The sequence below is a fragment of the Pseudomonas sp. FW305-28 genome (genome assembly GCF_017351395.1).
Lineage (GTDB): Bacteria > Pseudomonadota > Gammaproteobacteria > Pseudomonadales > Pseudomonadaceae > Aquipseudomonas > Aquipseudomonas fluorescens_AA.
The window spans coordinates 16083-39772 of sequence record NZ_JACNDD010000025.1 but is presented as its reverse complement, the minus strand read 5'-3'; the positions used below and the strand labels follow the sequence as shown (position 1 = coordinate 39772).

The following is a 23690-nucleotide window of genomic DNA, read 5'->3' as shown; positions in this document are numbered from 1 at the left end:
AGACAAAAAAACTTGCTGAATTTTTCAGGAGATTTGAATCATGAGTACTGCATTTTCGCTGGCCCCTCTGTTCCGTTCCTCGGTAGGCTTCGATCGCTTCAACGACTTGTTCGAAACCGCCCTGCGCAACGAACCAGGCAGCAGCTATCCACCCTACAACGTGGAAAAACATGGTGATGACGAATACCGCATCGTGGTCGCCGCCGCCGGGTTCCAGGAAGAAGACCTGGACCTGCAAGTGGAAAAAGGTGTGCTGACCATCAGTGGCGGCAAGCGTGAAGCCAGCAACGACAGCGTCACCTTCCTGCACCAGGGCATTGCCCAGCGTGCGTTCAAGCTGTCCTTCCGGTTGGCCGATCATATCGAGATCAAGTCCGCCGGCCTGCGTAACGGTCTGTTGAGCATCGACCTGTTGCGAGTGGTTCCGGAAGAGGCGAAAGCCAAGCGCATCCCGATCAACGGTGCGCAGCAGCAACCCGCGCTGCAAAACTGATGCATCGCAACTGAAAAAGGGCGCCTTATGGCGCCCTTTTTCATATCTGTGGGGGGCTCCCACTATGGCAACAACCGCTCAAACGCCTCCAGCGGCAACGGCCGGCTGTGCAGGTAACCCTGGTACAAATGGCAATCAAGCCCTTGCAAAAAATGCAATTGCTCCAGGGTCTCCACGCCTTCGGCGATCATTACCAGGTTGAGGCTGCGGGCCATGGCGACGATGGCGCGGATGATTTCGGCGTCGTTGGGGTCGCTGGTGGCGTCGCGCACGAATGACTGGTCGATTTTCAGCGTGTCCACCGGCAGGCGCTTGAGGTAGGTCAGTGACGAATAACCGGTGCCGAAATCGTCCATGGCGAAGCTCACCCCCAGCTTCTTGAGCCGGCGCATCTTGGCGATGGTGTCGTCCAGGTTCTGGATCACGATACCTTCGGTGATCTCCAGTTTCAGCAGCGAGCAGGGCAGGCCGTGGGCGGCCAGGCTGTTTTCGATGCGTTCGACGAAGTCGCTCTGGCGGAATTGTCGTGGGCTGATGTTCACGCACAGGCTGAATCGCTGCGGATCGATCTTGCCCTTGGCGATCAGTTGCTTGAAGCCGTCGCAGGCTTCATCGAGGATCCAGGTCCCGACTTCGAGGATCAGGCCACTGTCCTCCAGCACTTTGATGAATTCGTTGGGCGATTGGGCGCCGAGGTCCGGGTGATGCCAGCGCACCAAGGCTTCGGCGCCGATGATGCGGTTGTCCCGGGCATCGACCTGAGGCTGGAAATGCACGCTGAACTCGCCACGGGCCAGGGCCAGGCGCAGGTCGGTTTCCATGCGCAACCGTTCGCTGGCGGCTTTTTGCATGGTGGTGTGGAACATCTGCGAGGTGTTGCGTCCCGAGTCCTTGGCGCGATACAGCGCAATGTCGGCGCGCTTGAGCAAATCGGTGGGGGTGGAGCCGTGGTCGGGGATCAACGCGATACCGATGCTCGGCGTGACCTGCAGTCGCTGGCCATCGAGAAACATCGGTTCCGAGAGCAGTTCACGCAGGGTGTCGGCCAGGGCCTGCACTTGCTTGCTGACCTCGCTGCGCGAGCCCTCCAGGCCGCTGAGCAGCACCACGAACTCATCGCCACCCAGTCGCGCCACGGTGTCTTCCAGGCGTACGCTGGCTTCCAGGCGTGCAGTGATGATTTTCAGTACGGTGTCGCCCACCGGGTGACCGAGGGAATCGTTGATGTGCTTGAAGTGGTCCAGGTCGAGAAACAGCAGGGCGCCGCGCAAGTTGTGACGCTTGAGCAGGGCGATCTGCTGGCTCAGGCGGTCCATCAGCAAGGCCCGGTTGGGCAGGTTGGTCAGCGAGTCGTGGTAGGCCAGGTGGCGGATCTGGGCTTCGGCATTGCGCAGCAGGCTCACGTCTCGGGCGGTCAGCAGCAGGCACTCGGTTTCATTGAGGGTGATGGGCTCGACCGAGACCTCCACCGTGAGGATTTCCCCACGTTTATTGCGCCCGAGCATCTCTTGGTGGTGCACACGGCCCTTGAGTTGCAATTCGGCCAGCAGGGCGGCGCGCTGTTTTTCTTCGGCCCAGATCCCTACCTCGTAGACCGTATGCCCTATCACTTCGTCGGCGCGGTAGCCGGTCAACCGGCAGAAGCCGTCGTTGACCTCAAGGTAGCGACCGCTTTGGTGTTCGGTGATGGTGATGGCGTCGGGGCTGGAATGAAACGCCTTGGCGAATTTCTCTTCACTGGCCTTGAGGGCGGCTTCGGAGCGTTGCTGCTGCGTGATGTCGCGCAAGGTCGTGACGATGCACGGCTGGTTGCCGACGTTGATTTGCCGGCTGGAAATCACACAGGTCAATGGCTGGCCGTTCTTGTGGTGAACGACGATGGCGACATTGTTCAGCGATTGTTCGCGGATCACCCGTTCGATGCGTTGCAGACTGCTGCCCGAGCCACCCCAGAGGCCGATTTCGTCGGCGCTGAGGCCAATCACGTCGTTGGTGGTCCAGCCAAAGGTCTGGGTGAAACTGGAGTTGATCTCGAGGAAGCGCCCGCTGTCCTGGTGGGTGACGCAGATCGGGTCGGGACTGACCTGGAACAGCGTGGCGAACTTCTCTTCCGAGGCGGCCAGGCTTTGTTCGCGCTCCACCTGGTCGGTGATGTCCAGCAAGGTCCCGGCCATGCGCAAGGGGCTGCCGTCGTCGTTGCGGTAGAGGCGGGCGCGGCTTTCCAGGTAGCGCGAGGTGCCGTCGGGCAGTTGTACGCGGTAGGTCAATTGATAGTTGCCCGCCGGGCCTTCCCGCAGGCTGCGATAGGCGTTGCGCATGTTGTTGCGTTCTTCTGTGGGAACCCCCTCGAAAAACGCATCGAATGATTCGTGGAACGGCTTGGGTTCCAGGCCATGGAGCTGCGCGGCCCGGGCCGAGCCGTAGAGCATGCCGCTGGGAATGTGCCAGTCCCAGGTGCCCAGTTGCGCCGAGTCGAGGGCCAGGTCCAGGCGTTCCTGGCTGTCCTTGAGGGCCTGTTCGGCGAGCTTGCGCTCGGAGGTGTCGAGGAACGTGCTCAGCAGGTACGGCTGGCCTTCGAGCTCGACTTTCTGCGCGCTCAGAATGCCGCTATGAATCTGGCCGTTGCTGGCCCGGAACTCCACCTCCATGCTGACCAGCTCGCCCTTGGCCTTGGTTGCCTCCACCAGCTTCGCCCGCTGCCTGGGGTCAACCCACAGGCCCAGCTCCAGGGTGGTACGGCCGATCACGTCATGCACCGGCCAACCGAACAGGCTTTCGAAATACTGGTTGGCCTCGCTGATCAGCCCGTCTTCCTGGCGGGTCAGCAAGACCATGTTCGGGCACAGATGAAAGAGCGTGGCGAAGCGTTTTTCCGAGCTGCGCAGCGCCTGTTCCCGCTCGCGCTGATGGGTGATTTCACGAATCACCCCGATCATGCGCGGCCGACCGTGCTTGTCGGGTAGCACGCTGCCACTGATTTCCAGCCAGTGCAGGCTGCCGTCGGGCCAGACGATGCGATGATGCATCGCCTGTTCCACCGGCGCTCCGGCCACTGCCGCGTGAAAGGCGCGCACGGCCCTGGCTCGGTCTTCGGGCAGCAGCAGGTCGAGGTAGTCCACGTCCGCCGGCAACGGTTGGCGCGGATCGAAGCCGAACAACGCCTGGGTGCCGCGGGACCAGCTGATCTGGCCGCTGTCGATGTCCCACGACCAAGCGCCCAGCCGCGCACCGTTCAGGGCGGCCAGCAACTGTGGCGCGCTGTCCCAGCTTTGCTCGGACCGCTTCGGGTCGAGCGCCTGAATGCGCGGCAGGGGCGGGAGATGGTCAGCAGGTTTGGGCATTTCTAGCGAGCCTTGAGCGGTTTTGGGCATTAAGCACAAGCATTCAAGGCCCTACAGGCGCGGCACAACCTATGCCTTTGTCCCTGGCAAATCGATTTGTGCGTCCAGTAAGGCCATGAAAGCCCGTGCGGCATTCGATAGCGTCCGTTCGGTGTGCAAGATATAGCCTAGCTGGCGACTGAGCTGTATGCCCGGCAAAGGAATGCGCGCGACCTGTTCATCGAGCATGGTGCGCGGCAGAACGCTCCAGGCCAGGCCGATGGAAACCATCATCTTTATGGTTTCCAGATAATTCGTGCTCATGGCGATGTTAGGCGTCAGGCCCTGGGCCTCGAACAACCGTTGCACGATGTGATGGGTAAAGGTGTTGCCCCCCGGGAACACCGCCGGATGCAAGGCAATGTCCGCCAGGCTCACCGCGCTGTTTTCCAGCAACGCATGCTCCGGGGCGACCACGAAATCCAGGGGGTCGTCCCACACTGGCGTGGCCCGTACCAGTGTGTGGGGTTCGGGGGCGAGGGTGATGACGGCCAGTTCCGCCCGGCCATGGAGGATTTCTTCGTAGGCCACTTCCGAATCCAGGAACTGGATATCCAGCGCCACCTGGGGATAACGCCGGGTGAACTCGCGCAATAAAGGTGGCAAGCGGTGCAGGCCAATGTGGTGGCTGGTGGCGAGCGTCAGGCGCCCGGTCACCTCGCCGGTCAGGTTGGTCAGGGCGCGGCGGGTGTCGTCCAGCACGTTGAGGATCTGGTAGGCCCTCGGCAACAGGGCCCGGCCGGCCTCGGTCAGGCCCACTTCACGGCCCAGGCGGTCGAACAGGCGCACCTTGAGTTGTTGTTCGAGGCCGGCAATGCGCTTGCTGATGGCCGGCTGGGTCAGGTGCAGGCGTTCGCCGGCGCCGGAGAAACTGCCCGTCTCGGCGATGGCAATAAAAGCATTGAGGTTGGCGAGGTCCATGGCGGTTCCGGTCGGATTCCAGTTGGTTATGCAAAGTATGAAAAATATGAATTTGAGTTATTTAATGTAACCCCATAGGATCAGCCTCACAAGCCAAGGGGTTATTGATTCGTTCAAGGCCCGGGGCATAGAAACAAGCTGATGAGGAAACCGTCTGATGGCCGGCAAAACGCTCTACGACAAGCTCTGGGATTCGCATTTGGTCAAGCAGCGCGACGATGGCTCGGCGCTGATCTACATCGACCGTCACATCATTCACGAAGTGACGTCGCCGCAAGCCTTCGAAGGCCTGCGCCTGGCCGGGCGCAAGCCGTGGCGCATCGATGCCAACATCGCGACCCCGGACCACAACGTACCGACCACGCCGGAGCGCAAGGGCGGCATCGAAGCCATTGCCGACCAGGTCTCGCGCTTGCAGGTCCAGACCCTCGACGATAACTGTGACGAATACGGCATCGTCGAATTCAAGATGAACGATGTGCGCCAAGGCATCGTCCACGTCATCGGCCCGGAGCAGGGCGCGACCTTGCCTGGCATGACCGTGGTCTGCGGCGACTCGCACACCTCGACCCACGGTGCGTTCGGCGCTTTGGCCCATGGCATCGGCACGTCCGAGGTCGAGCACGTGCTCGCCACCCAGTGCCTGGTGGCCAAGAAAATGAAAAACATGCTGGTGCGCGTCGAAGGCAAGTTGCCGTTCGGCGTGACCGCCAAGGACATCGTCCTGGCCGTGATCGGCAAGATCGGCACCGCCGGCGGTAACGGCCATGCCATCGAGTTCGCCGGCAGCGCGATCCGCGACTTGTCCGTCGAAGGCCGCATGACCATTTGCAACATGTCCATCGAGGCCGGTGCCCGCGTCGGCCTGGTGGCCGCCGATGAAAAAACCGTGGAATACGTCAAGGGCCGTCCGTTCTCGCCCAAAGGCGCGGAATGGGACATGGCGGTCGAGGCCTGGAAAGACCTGGTCTCCGATGCCGATGCCAAGTTCGACACGGTGGTCGAGCTCGACGCGACGCAGATCAAGCCGCAAGTCAGCTGGGGTACCTCCCCGGAAATGGTCTTGGCCGTGGACCAGAACGTGCCGGATCCGGCCAAGGAAATGGACCTGGTCAAGCGCGACTCCATCGTCCGTGCCTTGAAGTACATGGGCTTGAGCGCCAACCAGGCGATCACCGACATCCAACTTGATCGCGTGTTCATCGGCTCCTGCACCAACTCGCGGATCGAAGACCTGCGCGCCGCGGCGGTGATCGCCAAGGGCCGCAAGGTGGCCTCGACCATCAAGCAGGCCATCGTGGTGCCGGGCTCGGGCCTGGTGAAGGCCCAGGCCGAAGCGGAAGGGCTGGACAAGATTTTCCTCGAGGCCGGTTTCGAATGGCGTGAGCCGGGCTGCTCGATGTGCCTGGCGATGAACCCTGACCGCCTGGAGTCCGGCGAGCATTGCGCCTCCACCTCCAACCGTAACTTCGAAGGCCGTCAGGGCGCCGGTGGCCGTACGCACCTGGTGAGCCCGGCCATGGCCGCCGCGGCGGCCGTCAACGGCCGTTTCGTCGACGTCCGCGAATTGATCTGAAGGAGCGCAGCATGAAAGCTTTTACCCAGCACACCGGTCTTGTCGCGCCTTTGGATCGTGCCAACGTCGACACCGACCAGATCATTCCCAAGCAATTCCTGAAGTCCATCAAGCGCACCGGTTTCGGCCCGAACCTGTTCGACGAATGGCGCTACCTGGATGTCGGCCAGCCGTACCAGGACAACTCCAAGCGGCCGTTGAACAAGGATTTCGTGCTCAACGCCGAGCGTTACCAAGGCGCCAGCGTGTTGCTGGCCCGGGAGAACTTCGGCTGCGGTTCGAGCCGCGAGCACGCGCCATGGGCCCTGGAAGAGTACGGTTTCCGCAGCATCATCGCGCCGAGCTACGCCGACATCTTCTTCAACAACAGCTTCAAGAACGGCTTGCTGCCGATCATCCTCAGCGATGCTGACGTGGATGAGCTGTTCCAGCAGGTCGAGGCCAACCCTGGCTACCAACTGCAGATCGACCTGGCCGCCCAGACGGTGACCCGTCCCGATGGCAAGGTGCTGGGTTTTGAGATCGATGCGTTCCGCAAGCACTGCCTGCTCAACGGCTTGGATGACATCGGCCTGACCCTGCAGGACGGCGAGGCGATTGCCGCGTTCGAGGCCAGGCACCGGGCGAGCCAGCCTTGGTTGTTTCGCGATGCTTGATGGATTGATGTAGGCAGTACCGGCTTCATCGCGAGCAAGCTCGCGCCCACAGGTGTTTTGTGAACACCCAAAATCCCCTGTGGGAGCGAGCTTGCTCGTGATGGGGGCCGCCCAGGCAATAAAAAACCATAAGGACATCCCATGACCAACACCGCCCACAGTCAGGTTGTACAAAAGCAATTCGGTGAACAGGCTTCGGCCTATCTGAGCAGTGCCGTGCACGCCCAGGGCGCCGAGTTCGCGCTGCTACAGGCTGCGTTGGCCGGTCGTGGCGATGCCCGTGTGCTGGACCTGGGCTGTGGCGCCGGTCATGTGAGTTTCCACGTGGCGCCCCTGGCCGGTGAAGTGGTGGCCTACGATCTGTCCCAACAGATGTTGGATGTTGTGACCGCGGCAGCGGCCGAGCGTGGCCTGGACAACATCAGCACGGTACGGGGCGCCGCCGAGCGCCTGCCGTTCGCCGACGCTGAGTTCGACTTCGTGTTCAGCCGTTATTCGGCGCATCATTGGAGCGACCTGGGCCTGGCGTTGCGGGAAGTGCGACGGGTGCTCAAGCCGGGCGGGGTGATGGCGTTCATCGACATCCTGTCGCCGGGTACGCCGTTGCTGGACACCTACTTGCAAAGCATCGAAGTGCTGCGCGATACCAGCCATGTGCGCGATTATTCGGCCGGCGAGTGGTTGCGCCAGGTCAGCGAAGCGGGGTTGCACACCCGCAGCACCTCGCGCCAGCGCCTGCGCCTGGAGTACCACTCCTGGGTCGAACGCATGCGTACGCCCGAGGTGATGCGCGGGGCGATTCTCCAGCTGCAGCGTTCGATGGGCGATGAAGTGCGAGAATATTTTGAGATTGAGGCCGATGGTTCGTTCAGTACAGATGTACTGGTGCTGTGGGCCGAGCGATAGCATTTTTCCCGGCCAGGCCTTGGGTGCGCAACCCAGGCCCGTGTCGACAGAGCAAACGAGGAAAGCATGAGCAAGCAGATTCTGATTCTCCCAGGTGACGGCATCGGCCCGGAAATCATGGCCGAGGCGGTCAAGGTCCTGGAGCTGGCGAACGACAAGTATGGCCTGGGCTTCGAACTCAGCCACGACGTGATCGGCGGCGCCGCCATCGACAAGCACGGCGTGCCCCTGGCCGACGAAACCCTGGACCGTGCCCGTGCCGCCGATGCCGTGCTGCTGGGCGCCGTGGGCGGCCCGAAATGGGACAAGATCGAACGCGACATCCGCCCTGAGCGCGGCCTGCTGAAGATTCGCGCGCAACTGGGCCTGTTCGGCAACCTGCGGCCGGCGATTCTTTATCCGCAACTGGCCGATGCGTCGAGCCTGAAGCCGGAAATCGTCTCGGGCCTGGACATCCTCATCGTGCGTGAGCTGACCGGCGGTATCTACTTCGGTGCCCCGCGTGGCACCCGTGAGCTGGATAATGGCGAGCGCCAGGCCTATGACACCCTGCCGTACAGCGAAAGCGAAATCCGCCGTATCGCCCGGGTCGGCTTCGACATGGCCCGTGTGCGTGGCAAGAAGCTGTGTTCGGTGGACAAGGCCAACGTGCTGGCTTCCAGCCAACTGTGGCGTGAAGTGGTCGAGCAGGTGGCCAAGGATTACCCGGACATCGAGCTGAGCCACATGTACGTCGACAACGCCGCCATGCAACTGGTGCGTGCGCCCAAGCAGTTCGACGTGATCGTCACCGACAACATGTTCGGCGACATCCTGTCCGACGAAGCGTCGATGCTCACCGGTTCCATCGGCATGCTGCCGTCGGCCTCCCTGGACGCCAACAACAAGGGCATGTACGAGCCGTGCCACGGTTCGGCGCCGGACATCGCCGGGCAGGGCATTGCCAACCCGTTGGCGACCATCCTGTCGGTGTCGATGATGCTGCGCTACAGCTTCAACTTGAACGATGCCGCCGACGCGATCGAAAAAGCCGTCAGCGTGGTCCTGGACCAAGGCTTGCGCACCGGTGATATCTGGTCGCAAGGTTGTACCAAAGTCGGTACGCAGCAAATGGGCGATGCAGTAGTCGCCGCGCTGCGGAATCTGTAATCTTTCGGGCCCACCGCTTCGACGGTGGCCCACTTTTGTATAGGTGTAGTTGCGATGAAACGTGTAGGTCTGATCGGTTGGCGCGGCATGGTCGGTTCCGTGCTCATGCAGCGAATGCTGGAAGAGCAGGATTTCGATCTCATTGAGCCGGTGTTTTTCACCACTTCCAATGTCGGTGGCCAGGGCCCGTCCGTGGGCAAGGACACCGGTGCGCTCAAGGATGCCTACAGCATCGAAGAGCTCAAGACCCTCGACGTGATCCTGACTTGCCAGGGTGGCGACTACACCAGCGAAGTGTTCCCCAAGCTGCGTGAAGCCGGCTGGCAGGGTTACTGGATCGACGCCGCCTCCAGCCTGCGTATGCAGGACGACGCGGTGATCATCCTCGACCCGGTCAACCGCAAGGTCATCGACCAGCAGCTGGACGCGGGCACCAAGAACTACATCGGCGGCAACTGCACCGTCAGCCTGATGCTGATGGGCCTGGGCGGCCTGTTCGAAGCCGGTCTGGTGGAGTGGATGAGCGCCATGACCTACCAGGCCGCGTCCGGTGCCGGCGCGCAGAACATGCGTGAGCTGATCAAGCAGATGGGCGCCACCCACGCCGCCGTCGCCGATGACCTGGCCAACCCGGCCAGTGCCATCCTCGACATCGACCGCAAGGTCGCCGAGGCGATGCGCAGCGATGCCTATCCGACCGAGAACTTTGGCGTACCGCTGGCCGGCAGCCTGATCCCCTGGATCGACAAGGAACTGCCCAACGGCCAGAGCCGGGAAGAGTGGAAGGCCCAGGCCGAAACCAACAAGATCCTCGGTCGCTTCAAGAGCCCGATCCCGGTGGATGGCATCTGCGTGCGCATCGGCGCCATGCGCTGCCACAGTCAGGCGCTGACCATCAAGCTGAACAAAGACGTGCCGATCGCCGACATCGAAGGGCTGATCAGCCAGCACAACCCTTGGGTCAAGCTGGTGCCGAACAATCGCGAAACCAGCATGCAGGAGCTGAGCCCGACCAAGGTCACCGGCACCCTGAATGTACCGGTGGGCCGTCTGCGCAAATTGAACATGGGGTCGCAGTTCGTCGGTGCCTTCACCGTCGGCGACCAGCTGCTGTGGGGCGCGGCCGAACCGCTGCGCCGCATGCTGCGGATCCTGCTCGAGCGTTGATCGATTGCTGCTGTGAAAGAACCCGTGCCTTGTGAGAGGCGCGGGTTTTTTATTGGGCGACAGTTGTGTGTCAGGGCTGGCCTCATCGCGAGCAAGCTCGCTCCCACATGGGATATTCAGTGATTGTAAAACCTGTGGGAGCGAGCTTGCTCGCGATGAGGCCAGTCCAGGCACTGCAAGTCCCCCAGCCAATTGCCTGCATACCCACCACCCGGTAAAGTGCCGCTCCCCACGTTTTACCTGAGGTAGACCCATGAGCCAGTCCTTTGATATTGCCGTGATCGGCGCCACCGGTACTGTCGGCGAAACCCTCGTCCAGATTCTCGAAGAGCGGGACTTCCCGGTTGGCAACCTGCACCTGCTGGCCAGCAGCGAATCGGCAGGCAGCTCGGTGATGTTTCGCGGCAAAAACGTGCGGGTGCGTGAGGTCGACGAGTTCGATTTCAGTAAAGTCCAACTGGTGTTCTTCGCCGCCGGCCCGGCGGTGACCCTGAGTTTTGCACCGCGGGCCACGGCGGCTGGCTGTGCGCTGATCGACCTGTCCGGGGCCTTGCCGCCCGAGCAGGCACCGCAGATCGTGCCGGAAGCCAACGTCCAGGTCCTGGCCGGCTTGGGCAAGCCGTTGCAGGTCAGCAGCCCCAGCGCATCGGCCACGGCCCTGGCGGTCGTGCTGGCGCCACTGCGCGAGTGCCTCGATCTGCAGCGCATCAGCCTGACCGCCAGCCTCGCGGTGTCGGCCCAGGGCCGCGTGGCCGTGAGCGAGCTGGCGCGCCAGACCGCCGAGCTGCTCAACGCCCGTCCGCTGGAACCGAAGTTCTTTGACCGGCAGATGGCGTTCAACCTGCTGGCCCAGGTCGGCGCTCCAGACGAGCAGGGCCATACGTCGCTGGAAAAGCGTCTGGTTCGTGAGTTGCGCCAGGTGCTGAACCAACCTTTGTTAAAGATTTCCGTCACTTGCATTCAAGCCCCGGTGTTTTTTGGCGATAGCTTTAGCGTGACCGTGCAGTCTGCGAACGCCGTCGACCTGGCCAAGGTCAACGCGGCCCTGGAAGCGGCGCCCGGTATCGAGCTGGTGGAGGCGGGCGACTACCCGACTGCGGTGGGTGATGCGGTGGGGCAGGATGTGGTCTACGTTGGTCGTGTGCGCGGTGGGATCGACGATCCGACGGAACTGAATATGTGGCTGACGTCAGATAACGTGCGCAAGGGCGCGGCGCTCAATGCCGTGCAGGTGGCTGAGTTGTTGATAAAAGACTTGCTGTAAAAGATACTTGGCATCAATTTGTCGAATGATTCTAGCTGGGCGCTATGCTTGGCCGGAGTGCTGAAGGCGAACATCCCTCTGGGGGACTTTCCCGGGGCATGAGTGAAATGATCGCGCGCACCGTCGTTTAGGGGCTGCGCGCAATGCCTTACGGCAGCGGCATCAATACCTTCTCGCTGGCCGAGGAATGTTCAAACAAAGGAAGAGGCTATGGTTCAAGTTCGCAAACTGGTGTTAGCAATAGCGGCCGCCTCGGCGCTGTCCTCCGGTATGGCGCAAGCGCTCGGGCTCGGGGAACTGACCCTGAAGTCGACGCCGAACCAGCCTCTGGTCGCCGAGATCGAGTTGCTCGACGTCCAGCAACTGACCGCCGCCGAAGTCGTGCCGAGCCTGGCCTCGCCCGACGATTTCGCCAAGGCCGGGGTCGACCGCCAGGCCTTTCTCAATGACCTGAGCTTCACCCCGGTGATCAACGCCAACGGCAAGAGTGTCCTGCGGGTCACGTCCAGCCGACCGCTGTCCGAGCCCATGGTCAAGTTCCTGGTGCAGGTGATGTGGCCCAACGGCCGTCTGCTGCGCGACTACAGCGTATTGCTCGATCCCTCCAAATTCTCGCCGCAGGCCGCCGACGCGGCCCGGGCAAAACCGCCCCAGGTCGTGGCCACGCCGGTCACCGGGGCCACCAAGCCTTCCCAATACACCACCACGCCGCGCGATACCCTGTGGGAAATCGCCGCCAAGGTGCGCAACGGCGGGTCGGTCCAGCAAACCATGCTGGCGATTCAGGCGTTGAACCCGAACGCGTTCATCAACGGCAACATCAACCTGCTCAAGACCGGCCAGGTGTTGCGCCTGCCGGATCCGGTGCAAAGCACGGCGTTGCCGCAGCCCCAGGCCATCGCCGAAGTGGCTGCGCAGAACGCCGCCTGGCGCTCGGGGCGTCGTACCGTGGCGGGTGCTGGCAAACAGCAGCTGGATGCCACCAAGCGTGGCCGTGGCGAAGGCGCGCCGGCACAGGCGGCCGGTCGCGACAACTTGAGCCTGGTGTCGGCCGATTCGGCGAAAGTGGGCGGCAAGGGCAAGGGCGCTGCTGGCGATGCCCAGGCGCTGACCAACAAGCTTGCGGTTACCCAGGAAAGCCTCGATTCGGCTCGTCGGGATAACGAAGAACTGAAAAGCCGCATGGCGGATCTGCAGAGCCAACTGGACAAACTGCAGCGCCTGATCGAGCTGAAGAACAATCAACTGGCCAAGATGCAGGCCGAAGGTGCCGCGGTTCCGCCTGCTGGCGAGGCGCCTGCGGCGATGTCCGCAGAGCTGACCCCTGCGCCAGCGGCACAGGCCCCGACGACTGCACCTGCTCCTGCGCCAGAAACGACCCCGGAAGCGACACCCCCTGCCGCACCGGTCGAGCCGACGCCTGTCGCGTCCAACGAGCAAAAATACAACGACCTGCTGACCAATCCGATCCTGCTGGGGTTGATTGGCGGCGGCGCGCTGCTTTTGCTGTTGCTGCTGTTGTTGCTCGCCCGTCGCCGCAAGGCCCAGCAGGAAGCGGAAAAACACTTGCGCATGGCCCGGGCCCTCGAGGAGGAGGCTGACTTCTCCCCGGAGCTCGATCTGCCCCCGAGCAGCTTCGAGGGCATTGATGTTCCACCACCTAGCGTAAAGCTTGAGCCAAAACCCGCGCCGGCCCCTGCGCCAGCCCCCAAGCCGGCCCCGGTGGTCGCGCCTGTGGTGGTCACGCCGCCTATCGCCGCGCCATTGGTGGCTCCGGCCGCCGATCGCTTCGACGACGTGCTGCCCCAGGCCCAGTCCCACATGGACCGCGGTCGCTTGAACCAGGCCGCTGACCTGCTCGAGCAGGGCATCAAGGCCGAACCCCAGCGCAGCGACCTGCGCCTGAAATTGATGGAAGTTTACGGCCAGCAGGGCGACCGCGACGCCTTTGTCGCCCAGGAACGCCAACTGGTGGCCAATGGCGACAACTTCGCCCAGGTCGAACAGCTGAAAAGCCGTTTCCCGGCCATGGTGGTCGCTACCGCCGCCGGCCTGGCCGCGGCGGCGGTGGCTGCAGAGCTGGACGCGCAGTACGTCAAGGACCTGCTGGAAGACAAGTCGCCCACCGACGAGGAGCTGGACAGCGCCTTCGACCTGAGCCTGGACGACCTGGAAGCTCCGGTCGCACCAGCGCCGGAGCCTGTCGCCGAGCTGGACGCGTTCCCGGAAGACGACGACCTGAGTTTCGAGTCGGTGCTCAAGCAGCAGACTGAAGCCAACGCGAGCTTGGACGACCTGTCGGAATTCGACCTGGACCTGGGGGCCGACGCGCCGACCCCGGTCCCGGCGCTCGATGACGAAGACTTCCTGCTGGACCTGGGTGATGATCTCAAGGGTCTGGACCTTCCAGCAGCCGAAACGCCGGCCCTGGACGATACGCCGGCCGACGATCTCGAGCTGCCGGCAGATTTTGACCTGTCCCTTGCCGACGAGATGGATGTCCATGATCGGCCAAAGGATGCCTTTGAATCCGAGCTGGACGATGTGAACGCCGAACTGGATCGCCTGTCCGACAGCTTGGCCCAGCCGACCTTCACCGCTGAAGATGCCCTGGTTGGTGCTGAAGACGAGCCGGACTTCGACTTCCTCAGCGGTACCGACGAGGTGGCGACCAAGCTCGATCTGGCCCAGGCCTATATCGACATGGGCGACAACGACGGCGCCCGCGACATCCTTGGCGAAGTCCTCAGCGAAGGCGATGCGACTCAGAAGAGCGAAGCGCAGGAGATGTTGTCGCGTTTGGTGTAAGTCAGTAGTTAGACAAAAACGGCAGCCGGTGAGGCTGCCGTTTTTGTTTACAGCGGGATTTTTGGTGTCTGGGCTGGCCTCATCGCGAGCAAGCTCGGCTCCCACAGTGATCTGCTCCCACAGTGATCTGGGTGCTATCCCTTGTGGGAGCCGAGCTTGCTCGCGATAGCGCCCGTCGATCCAACCCAGGACCACCAGTTACACTGGCATCCCGCCCAGTCGGCCTTATAATGCCCGCCTTTGCGTACTTAGCAGGCTGTAATTCCTTGGCAAACATAGACAACCCGGCCGCCGAAATGGCGGCCGACGGCTTTTTTCGGATCGCCTTGGGCGTTGAATACAAAGGCTCGCGCTACCGTGGCTGGCAGCGCCAGGCATCCGGTGTATTGACGGTGCAGGAAACCCTCGAAAACGCACTGTCCAAAGTCGCCGACTCGCCCGTGTCGTTGCATTGCGCCGGCCGGACCGATGCCGGCGTGCATGCCTGCGGCCAGGTGGTGCATTTCGACACCCAGGTCGAACGCTCGATGAAAGCCTGGGTCATGGGCGCCAACATCAACTTGCCCCATGACGTCAGCGTCAGTTGGGCCAAGGTGATGCCGGCGCATTTCCATGCCCGCTTCAAAGCCATCGCCCGGCGTTATCGCTACGTGATCTACAACGATCAGATCCGTCCGGCGCACCTGAACGAAGAAATCACCTGGAACCACCGCCCGCTGGACGTCGAGCGCATGGCCGAAGCCGCGCAATACCTGGTCGGTGTCCACGATTTCAGCGCATTCCGCGCGGGCCAGTGCCAGGCCAAGTCGCCGATCAAGGAGCTGCATCACCTGCGCGTGACCCGGCACGGCAAGATGATCGTGCTCGACATCCGCGCCAGCGCCTTCCTGCATCACATGGTGCGCAACATTGCCGGGGTGCTGATGACCATTGGCGCTGGCGAGCGACCGGTGGAGTGGATCAAGGAAGTGCTCGACAGTCGCGTCCGCCGTTCCGGCGGCGTCACGGCGCATCCGTTTGGCCTGTACCTGGTACAGGTGGAATATCGCGATGAATTCGAGCTGCCGGAGCGTTACATCGGGCCACATTTCCTCACCGGCTTCTCGGAACTCGACGGCTGACGCCCTCCGCAGCATTTGTTACCATCCGGGACTTTCACGGATTTGCCTGAGGTTTTAGCCGCCATGCCCGTCGTTCGCAGCAAGATTTGCGGGATCACCCGCGTCGAGGACGCGTTGGCGGCGGTCGAGGCCGGGGCCGATGCCATCGGGCTGGTGTTCTACGCCAAGAGCCCGCGGGCGGTGACGGTGCAGCAGGCGCGGGCGATCGTCCAGGCCTTGCCGCCGTTCGTGACACCCGTAGGGTTGTTCGTCAATGCCAGTCGTTGCGAGCTGGGCGAGATCCTCGATGCCGTGCCGCTGGGCTTGTTGCAGTTCCATGGCGACGAAACCCCGGCCGATTGCGAAGGCTGGCATCGTCCGTATATCAAGGCGTTGCGGGTCAAGGCCGGTGACGACATCGCCGCCGGTTGCGCAGCCTTTGCCGGTGCCAGCGGCATCTTGCTGGACACCTATGTGGAAGGCGTGCCCGGCGGTACCGGCGAAGCATTCGACTGGTCGCTGGTGCCACGAGGCCTGAGCAAGCCGATCATCCTGGCCGGTGGCCTGACGGCGGAGAACGTCGCCGCGGCCATTCGCCAGGTTCGCCCCTACGCGGTGGATGTGAGCGGCGGGGTGGAGCAGGGCAAGGGCATCAAGGATCCGGCAAAGATTCGTGCGTTCATGGCTGCTGTTCGCAACAGCCAGTAGTCAATGTGACGGCTGGCAGACTGCCGCCGTCCATACCTGCACTGTACAAAGCAGGCAGGCGCCGCCTCCGGGTGGGCCGATAGCGTAGGGGCAACCGCAGTGCAGCGGTTGCCGGGATGGTTGAGGGGATTGGGCTGCACGCAGGTCATGTTTCGCGCTGACCGTGGTGGCCGTTCGACCCTCGCCGCACAATGAATTTAGCTCAAGGGCATACGCGGGGCCGCGAACCAGAGCGTTCGGGCCGCCGGTACTGGAGAAAGAAAGCATGAGCAACTGGTTGGTAGACAAACTGATCCCTTCGATCATGCGTTCCGAGGTGAAGAAAAGCTCGGTGCCTGAAGGTCTGTGGCACAAATGTCCATCCTGCGAGGCGGTGCTGTACCGTCCCGAGCTGGAAAAGACCCTGGACGTTTGCCCCAAGTGCAACCACCACATGCGCATCGGCGCGCGTGCCCGTATCGATATTTTCCTGGACGCAGAAGGCCGCGTGGAGCTGGGCGCCGACCTCGAGCCGGTGGATCGCCTGAAATTCCGCGACGGCAAGAAATACAAGGATCGCCTGACCGCTGCCCAGAAGCAGACCGGTGAAAAAGACGCCCTGGTGTCCATGAGCGGCACCTTGCTGGGCATGCCGGTGGTGGTCTCGGCCTTCGAATTCTCCTTCATGGGCGGTTCCATGGGCGCCATCGTCGGTGAGCGTTTCGTTCGCGCCGCCAACCATGCCCTGGAAAACCGTTGCCCGATGATCTGCTTCGCCGCTTCCGGCGGTGCGCGGATGCAGGAAGCGCTGATCTCCCTGATGCAAATGGCCAAGACCTCCGCGGTGCTGGCGCGTCTGCGTGAAGAAGGCATTCCGTTCATCTCGGTGCTGACCGACCCGGTCTACGGCGGTGTTTCCGCGAGCCTGGCCATGCTGGGCGACGTCATCGTCGGCGAGCCGAAAGCCCTGATCGGCTTCGCCGGCCCGCGTGTGATCGAGCAGACCGTACGTGAAAAACTGCCGGAAGGCTTCCAGCGCAGTGAGTTCCTGCTGGAGCACGGCGCCATCGACATGATCATCCATCGCCAGGAGCTGCGTCCGCGCCTGGGCAATCTGCTGGCGCAACTGATGGGCCTGCCGACGCCGACATTCGTCGCCGCACCGATCGAGCCGATCGTGGTTCCGCCAGTGCCTGCCGGGCTATGACCCAACGCACCCTGGGCGACTGGCTTGTCTACCTCGAGCAGTTGCATCCATCGGTCATCGACATGGGGCTGGAGCGCTCGCAATCGGTAGCGTCCCGCATGGGACTGGCCAAGCCGGCGCCCCGGGTCATCACTGTCACCGGCACCAATGGCAAGGGTTCGACCTGCGCCTTCGTGGCCTCGCTGCTGCGGGCCCAGGGGCTGAGCGTCGGTGTCTACAGCTCGCCGCACCTGCTGCGCTACAACGAGCGGGTGCAAGTGAACGGCGTCGAAGCCACTGACGCCCAGCTGTGCGAAGCCTTTGCCGCGGTGGAAGCCGGGCGAGGCGATACAACCCTCACGTATTTCGAGATGGGCACCCTGGCGGCGTTCTGGTTGTTTGCCCGTGCCGGCCTCGATGCGGTCGTGCTGGAAGTCGGCCTGGGCGGGCGGCTGGATACGGTCAACCTGGTGGACGCCGACATTGCACTGGTCACCAGCATTGGCGTGGACCATGCCGATTACCTGGGCGATACCCGCGAATCCGTGGCCTTCGAGAAGGCCGGCATCTTCCGCCAGGGCGCGCCTGCGCTCTGTGGTGATCTCAATCCTCCCCAGCCATTGCTGGACAAGGTTCGCGAACTGAACTGCCCGTTCTTTCTGCGGGGTCGGGATTTCGACCTGGCGATGACCGAGCAGCATTGGCAATGGCGCGGCAGCGACCTGCGCGGCAATCCGGTGGAGTTGCGCGACCTGCCGCTGCTGGACCTGCCGATGGAAAACGCCGCGCTGGCGCTCCAGGCCTACTTGTTGCTGGGCTTGCCCTGGGAAGCCGGGCAAATCGTCCAGGCGTTGCAGGCGACCCGTGTGGTCGGGCGCCTCGACCGCCGTCAGTTCGATTGGCAAGGCAAACGCCTGAACCTGTTGCTGGACGTCGGTCATAACCCCCATGCGGCGCAGTACCTGGCCGAGCGCCTGGCGCGGCGGCCCGTGGCAGGGCGGCGTCTGGCGGTGTTCGGGCTGCTGGCCGACAAGGATCTGGATGGCGTTGTCCAGGCGTTGGATGCTAGTGTCCAGCACTGGGCGGTAACGCCGCTGGATTCGCCGCGCTCGCGTACGGCGGTTGAGCTGCAGGAGGCCTTGCAGCGTCACGGTGCTTCAGTGCATGCCTACGCCAGTGTGGCCGCCGCCCTGGAAGGGCAGTGCGCCCTGGCGACGGCCGATGATGAAATCCTGCTGTTCGGATCATTTTTTTGTGTTGCCGAGGCCCTTCAATGGTTGGCCCGGCGCTCCACGGAGGAAGCTGCAGATGGCATTGCTGGATAAAGCGTATAAGCAGCGCATGGTCGGGGCCCTGGTGTTGGTGGCCCTGGCGGTGATTTTCCTGCCGATGCTGTTTTCCCGCCAGGACGAGCAGCGCCAGGTCACGGTCGACGCGCCAGTCGCCCCCCAGGCGCCTTCGGTGCCGCCTGTGCAGGTCGAGCCGGTGGCTGTGCCCGAGCCCCAGGCGTTGCCTCAGGAACCGGTGCCAAGCGACGAGGAACTGGCTGAGCAACCTGCTGCGCCCTCCACGCCGATTGCACCGGCGCCTGCCACGCCGGCTCCCGCCGCACCGAGCAAACCGGCTGTCGCACCCGTGCCTGTTCCAGCGGCACCGGCGATCAAGCCGGCCCCGAGCCAGCCGATCACCGCCGCCCCGGCCAAGCCGGACACGACCCAGAGTCGTGTGGATGCCAATGGCCTGTCGGTCAGTTGGTCGGTGCAACTGGCCAGCCTGACCAGTCGCGAAAGTGCCGAGAACCTGCAGAAAACCTTGCGCAGCCAGGGCTACAACGCCTACATCCGTTCCGCCGATGGCAAGAATCGGGTGTTTGTCGGTCCGCTGATCGAGCGCGCCGAGGCCGACCGCCTGCGTGACCTGCTCAGCCGCCAGCAAAACCTCAAGGGGTTCGTCGTGCGCTTCCAGCCAGAGCGTGGTTGACGGCGATTTAGCTGATTTGAATCACGCAGCTTACCGACAGCCCTGGGCTCTGCTAAAATGCGCCGCCTTATCCGTCTGTAGGCTGCACCGTGCCATTTACCTGGGTTGACTGGGCGATCGTTGCGATCGTCGCCATCTCCGCATTGATCAGTCTGAGCCGCGGCTTCGTCAAGGAAGCCCTCTCGCTGCTGACCTGGATCATCGCGGGAGTCGTAGCCTGGATGTTTGGTGGTTCGCTGTCCCAGTACCTCGCCGGATACATCGAAACTCCCTCGGCCCGCGTGATCGCGGGCTGTGCCATCTTGTTTATCGCCACCTTGCTGGTTGGCGCAATGATCAATTATCTGATCGGCGAACTGATTCGCGTCACCGGGCTTTCCGGGACGGACCGGTTCCTGGGCATGGCCTTTGGCGCGGCGCGTGGCGCGTTGCTGGTGGTCGTGGCCGTCGGGCTCTTGAGCCTGGGGCCGGTGCAGCAGGATACGTGGTGGCAGGAGTCCCGGCTCGTGCCACAATTTCTATTGGTCGCAGACTGGTCCAAAAACCTGATCCTGGGTTGGAGCAGTCAGTGGCTTGCCAGCGGTATCAGCGTACCCGCTGAAATACCGTTCAAGGAACACCTCTTGCCGACGGCCAAAACGCCGCAGTGAGTGTTGTTCAGTTCAGATCCATTAAGTAGGGGTTGCGTCGCATGTGTGGCATCGTCGGTATCGTCGGTAAGTCGAACGTCAATCAGGCGCTGTATGACGCGCTAACCGTGCTCCAGCACCGCGGCCAGGACGCTGCCGGTATCGTGACCAGCCATGACGGCCGGTTATTCCTGCGCAAGGACAACGGCCTGGTGCGTGACGTGTTCCACCAGCGTCACATGCAGCGCCTGGTCGGTCACATGGGTATCGGCCACGTGCGCTACCCGACCGCGGGCAGCTCGACGTCGGCTGAAGCCCAGCCGTTCTATGTCAACTCGCCTTACGGCATCACCCTGGCGCACAACGGCAACCTGACCAACGTCGAGCAACTGGCCAAGGAGATCTACGAATCTGACTTGCGCCACGTCAACACCAGTTCCGACTCGGAAGTGATGCTCAACGTGTTTGCCCATGAGCTGGCCCAGCGCGGCAAGCTGCAGCCTACTGAAGAAGACGTGTTTGCCGCCGTGACCGACGTGCACAACCGTTGCGTGGGTGGCTACGCGGTGGTGGCGATGATCACCGGCTACGGCATCGTCGGTTTCCGCGACCCGCATGGCATCCGCCCGATCGTGTTCGGCCAGCGTCACACCGACGAAGGCGTCGAGTACATGATCGCTTCCGAAAGCGTGTCCCTGGACGTGCTGGGCTTCACCCTGATTCGCGACCTGGCCCCGGGCGAAGCGGTCTACATCACTGAAGACGGCAAGCTGCACACCCGTCAGTGCGCGACCAACCCGTCCCTGACCCCGTGCATCTTCGAACACGTCTACCTGGCGCGTCCGGACTCGATCATCGACGGTATCTCGGTCTACAAGGCGCGCCTGCGCATGGGCGAGAAACTCGCCGACAAGATCCTGCGCGAGCGTCCGGAGCACGACATCGACGTGGTCATCCCGATCCCGGACACCAGCCGTACCGCCGCCCTGGAGCTGGCGAACCACCTGGGCGTCAAGTTTCGCGAAGGCTTCGTGAAGAACCGCTACATTGGCCGGACCTTCATCATGCCGGGCCAGGCCGCACGGAAAAAATCCGTACGCCAGAAGCTCAACGCCATCGAACTGGAATTCCGCGGCAAGAACGTGATGCTGGTGGACGACTCCATCGTCCGTGGCACCACTTGCAAGCAGATCATCCAGATGGCTCGTGAAGCCGGCGCCAAGAACGTGTATTTCTGCTCCGCGGCCCCGGCCGTGCGCTACCCGAACGTCTACGGCATCGACATGCCGAGTGCCCATGAGCTGATCGCTCATAACCGCACCACCCAAGACGTGGCCGACCTGATCGGCGCCGACTGGTTGATCTACCAGGACCTGCCGGACCTGATCGAAGCGGTGGGCGGCGGCAAGATCAAGATCGAACAGTTCGATTGTGCGGTATTCGATGGCAAGTACGTCACCGGCGATATCGACGATGCGTACTTGAACAAGATCGAGAACGCGCGTAACGATGCGTCCAAGGCCAAGACCCAGGCGGTCAGTGCGATCATCGATCTGTACAACAACTGAGTACGAACCGGCCCCGAGGGGCCGGTTTGCGTTTAACCGATTAAGGAGTGGCAGCATGAGTCAGGATTGGGATGCCGGTCGGCTGGACAGCGACCTTGAAGGCGTAGCGTTCGATACCCTGGCGGTTCGCGCGGGTCAGCACCGTACACCGGAAGCCGAACATGGCGATCCGATGTTCTTTACCTCCAGTTACGTGTTTCGCACGGCTGCCGACGCTGCGGCGCGGTTTGCTGGCGAGGTGCCGGGCAACGTCTACTCGCGCTACACCAACCCGACCGTGCGGGCATTCGAGGAGCGTATCGCCGCCCTGGAAGGCGCCGAGCAAGCCGTAGCGACCGCCACCGGCATGGCTGCGATCATGGCCGTGGTGATGAGTCTGTGCAGCGCCGGCGACCACGTGCTGGTGTCGCGCAGCGTCTTCGGTTCGACCATCAGCCTCTTCGAAAAGTACTTCAAGCGTTTCGGCGTGGAAGTCGACTACGTGCCCCTGGCGGACCTGTCCGGTTGGGATGCGGCAATCAAGACCAATACCAAGCTGCTCTTCGTCGAGTCGCCTTCCAACCCTCTGGCCGAACTGGTGGACATCGCTGCGTTGGCGGAAATCGCTCACGCCAAGGGCGCCATGCTGGTGGTCGATAACTGCTTCTGCACCCCGGCGCTGCAACAACCGCTGAAGCTGGGCGCGGACGTGGTGGTGCATTCGGCGACCAAGTTCATCGACGGCCAGGGCCGTTGCATGGGGGGCGTAGTGGCCGGTCGTGGCGAGCAGATGAAAGAGGTGGTGGGCTTCTTGCGCACCGCAGGCCCGACCCTCAGCCCGTTCAACGCCTGGATCTTCCTCAAGGGCCTGGAAACCCTCGGCCTGCGCATGAAGGCCCATTGCGCCAATGCCCAAGCCTTGGCCGAGTGGCTGGAGCAGCAGGACGGCATCGAGAAAGTGCATTACGCCGGCCTCAAGAGCCATCCGCAACATGACCTGGCCTTGCGTCAACAACGCGGTTTCGGTGCGGTGGTGAGCTTCGAGGTCAAGGGAGGCAAGGAGGGCGCCTGGCGCTTCATTGACGCGACCCGATTGATTTCCATCACGGCCAACCTGGGTGACAGCAAAACCACCATCACCCACCCGAGCACCACGTCCCACGGGCGCCTGTCGCCTCAGGAACGCGAGTCGGCGGGGATTCGTGACAGCCTGATCCGCGTCGCGGTCGGCCTGGAAGACATCGCGGACCTGCAAGCTGACCTGGCCCGCGGGTTGGCGGCCTTGTGATTGAGCTGGCTGCGCCGCCGAGCGGCACTCATGGCCGGGTTGCACTGGTCACGGGCGCCGCGCGGGGCATCGGTCTGGGCATTGCTGCCTGGCTGATCTGTGAAGGCTGGCAGGTGGTGCTGACCGACCTGGACCGCGAGCGCGGCTCCAAGGTGGCGAAGACCTTGGGCGATCATGCCTGGTTCATCGCCATGGACGTGGCGGACGAGGCGCAGGTCGCCACCGGGATCGCCGAGGTGCTCGGGCAGTTCGGGCGGCTCGACGCGCTGGTGTGCAACGCGGCCATCGCCGACCCGCACAACATCACCCTGGAAAGCCTCGACCTGGCTTACTGGAATCGGGTCCTGGCAGTGAACCTGGGCGGGCCGATGCTGCTGGCCAAGCACTGCGCGCCGTATCTGCGCGCTCACAACGGTGCCATCGTCAACCTGGCCTCGACCCGCGCCGCGCAATCGGAACCCGACACCGAAGCCTATGCAGCGAGCAAGGGCGGCCTGCTGGCCCTGACCCATGCCCTGGCAATCAGCTTGGGACCGGAGATCCGGGTCAACGCCGTCAGCCCTGGCTGGATCGACGCGCGCGATCCTTCCCAGCGTCGCGCACAGCCGCTGACCGACGCCGATCACGCCCAGCATCCTGCTGGCAGGGTCGGCACGGTAGAGGACGTGGCGGCGATGGTGGCGTGGCTGTTGTCGCGCAATGCCGGTTTTGTCACGGGGCAGGAGTTCGTGGTGGACGGTGGCATGACCAAGAAAATGATTTATGAGTGAGGGTGGTTGCAGGTGCCGTTTGAAACTGTTTTGAAAAAACTTCAACCCTGCTATTGACTTAGCTTCGGTACCTGCGTAAATTTCGCGGCCTCAACGAAGCAAAGGGTGATTAGCTCAGCTGGGAGAGCGTCTGCCTTACAAGCAGAATGTCGGCGGTTCGATCCCGTCATCACCCACCATGTT

At 62.9% G+C, this 23690-nt stretch carries 19 protein-coding genes and 1 tRNA gene; 18 read left to right on the top strand and 2 right to left on the bottom strand.

Annotation, left to right across the window (positions count from 1 at the left end; translation table 11 throughout):
- Window positions 1-40 precede the first annotated feature (40 nt).
- Entirely contained in the window at window positions 41-493 is a 453-nt protein-coding gene (locus J4E53_RS08555) for an Hsp20 family protein (RefSeq protein WP_053123476.1), read from the top strand.
- 62 nt (window positions 494-555) lie between these two features.
- Here J4E53_RS08555 and J4E53_RS08550 read toward each other — a convergent pair whose 3' ends face one another.
- Both J4E53_RS08550 and J4E53_RS08545 read right to left on the bottom strand, forming a co-directional pair.
- Window positions 556-3834: a PAS domain S-box protein gene (locus tag J4E53_RS08550; RefSeq protein WP_060741437.1), complete on the bottom strand. Its 3279-nt coding sequence runs from the start codon at window positions 3832-3834 to the stop codon at window positions 556-558.
- Window positions 3835-3903: 69 nt separating this feature from the next.
- Window positions 3904-4794 carry a LysR family transcriptional regulator gene (locus tag J4E53_RS08545; RefSeq protein ID WP_060741438.1) on the bottom strand — a complete coding sequence of 297 codons (891 nt, stop codon included), beginning with the start codon at window positions 4792-4794 and terminating at the stop codon, window positions 3904-3906.
- 157 nt (window positions 4795-4951) lie between these two features.
- On the opposite strand from J4E53_RS08545, the gene leuC reads away from it, so the two are divergent.
- The 17 genes from leuC to J4E53_RS08460 all read left to right on the top strand — a co-directional run bounded on the left by leuC (window position 4952) and on the right by J4E53_RS08460 (window position 23686).
- Entirely contained in the window at window positions 4952-6370 is a 1419-nt protein-coding gene (leuC, locus tag J4E53_RS08540; RefSeq protein WP_003203866.1) for a 3-isopropylmalate dehydratase large subunit, read from the top strand.
- Between the two features lie 11 nt (window positions 6371-6381).
- Window positions 6382-7026, top strand: coding sequence for a 3-isopropylmalate dehydratase small subunit (gene leuD / locus J4E53_RS08535; RefSeq protein ID WP_060741439.1), 645 nt, complete (start codon window positions 6382-6384; stop codon window positions 7024-7026).
- Between the two features lie 141 nt (window positions 7027-7167).
- The gene (locus tag J4E53_RS08530; RefSeq protein ID WP_060741440.1) at window positions 7168-7932 is read left to right on the top strand and encodes a class I SAM-dependent methyltransferase; all 765 of its coding nucleotides are present in this window, start codon (window positions 7168-7170) and stop codon (window positions 7930-7932) included.
- A gap of 66 nt (window positions 7933-7998) precedes the next feature.
- Window positions 7999-9081 (top strand): 3-isopropylmalate dehydrogenase, encoded by a 1083-nt coding sequence (gene leuB / locus J4E53_RS08525; RefSeq protein ID WP_060741441.1) that lies wholly within the window; start codon window positions 7999-8001, stop codon window positions 9079-9081.
- Window positions 9082-9135: 54 nt separating this feature from the next.
- Window positions 9136-10248 carry an aspartate-semialdehyde dehydrogenase gene (gene asd, locus J4E53_RS08520; protein WP_024779161.1) on the top strand — a complete coding sequence of 371 codons (1113 nt, stop codon included), beginning with the start codon at window positions 9136-9138 and terminating at the stop codon, window positions 10246-10248.
- Between the two features lie 253 nt (window positions 10249-10501).
- Entirely contained in the window at window positions 10502-11512 is a 1011-nt protein-coding gene (locus J4E53_RS08515) for an aspartate-semialdehyde dehydrogenase (RefSeq protein ID WP_103308781.1), read from the top strand.
- A gap of 210 nt (window positions 11513-11722) precedes the next feature.
- A complete protein-coding gene (locus J4E53_RS08510) occupies window positions 11723-14320 on the top strand; it encodes a FimV/HubP family polar landmark protein (protein WP_103308782.1) in 2598 nt (865 codons plus the stop codon).
- 296 nt (window positions 14321-14616) lie between these two features.
- On the top strand, window positions 14617-15441 hold the full coding sequence (gene truA / locus J4E53_RS08505) for a tRNA pseudouridine(38-40) synthase TruA (protein ID WP_018610821.1): 825 nt from the start codon (window positions 14617-14619) through the stop codon (window positions 15439-15441).
- A 63-nt stretch (window positions 15442-15504) separates the two neighbouring features.
- The gene (locus J4E53_RS08500) at window positions 15505-16128 is read left to right on the top strand and encodes a phosphoribosylanthranilate isomerase (RefSeq protein ID WP_060741444.1); all 624 of its coding nucleotides are present in this window, start codon (window positions 15505-15507) and stop codon (window positions 16126-16128) included.
- 265 nt (window positions 16129-16393) lie between these two features.
- Complete coding sequence (accD, locus tag J4E53_RS08495) at window positions 16394-17314, top strand: acetyl-CoA carboxylase, carboxyltransferase subunit beta (RefSeq protein ID WP_060741445.1); 921 nt, start codon at window positions 16394-16396, stop codon at window positions 17312-17314.
- Window positions 17311-18618 (top strand): bifunctional tetrahydrofolate synthase/dihydrofolate synthase, encoded by a 1308-nt coding sequence (gene folC, locus J4E53_RS08490; RefSeq protein WP_103308783.1) that lies wholly within the window; start codon window positions 17311-17313, stop codon window positions 18616-18618. Before accD ends, folC begins: the two co-directional genes overlap by 4 nt.
- Window positions 18602-19273 carry an SPOR domain-containing protein gene (locus J4E53_RS08485; protein ID WP_060741447.1) on the top strand — a complete coding sequence of 224 codons (672 nt, stop codon included), beginning with the start codon at window positions 18602-18604 and terminating at the stop codon, window positions 19271-19273. The genes folC and J4E53_RS08485 overlap by 17 nt, the downstream gene beginning before the upstream one ends.
- A gap of 89 nt (window positions 19274-19362) precedes the next feature.
- Window positions 19363-19923 (top strand): CvpA family protein, encoded by a 561-nt coding sequence (locus J4E53_RS08480; RefSeq protein ID WP_030142022.1) that lies wholly within the window; start codon window positions 19363-19365, stop codon window positions 19921-19923.
- 41 nt (window positions 19924-19964) lie between these two features.
- Complete coding sequence (gene purF / locus J4E53_RS08475) at window positions 19965-21470, top strand: amidophosphoribosyltransferase (RefSeq protein ID WP_053123453.1); 1506 nt, start codon at window positions 19965-19967, stop codon at window positions 21468-21470.
- A 55-nt stretch (window positions 21471-21525) separates the two neighbouring features.
- A complete protein-coding gene (locus tag J4E53_RS08470; RefSeq protein ID WP_103308784.1) occupies window positions 21526-22737 on the top strand; it encodes an O-succinylhomoserine sulfhydrylase in 1212 nt (403 codons plus the stop codon).
- Window positions 22734-23507: an SDR family oxidoreductase gene (locus tag J4E53_RS08465; protein WP_060741449.1), complete on the top strand. Its 774-nt coding sequence runs from the start codon at window positions 22734-22736 to the stop codon at window positions 23505-23507. Before J4E53_RS08470 ends, J4E53_RS08465 begins: the two co-directional genes overlap by 4 nt.
- Window positions 23508-23610: 103 nt before the next feature.
- Window positions 23611-23686, top strand: a tRNA-Val gene (locus J4E53_RS08460).
- Window positions 23687-23690 lie beyond the last annotated feature (4 nt).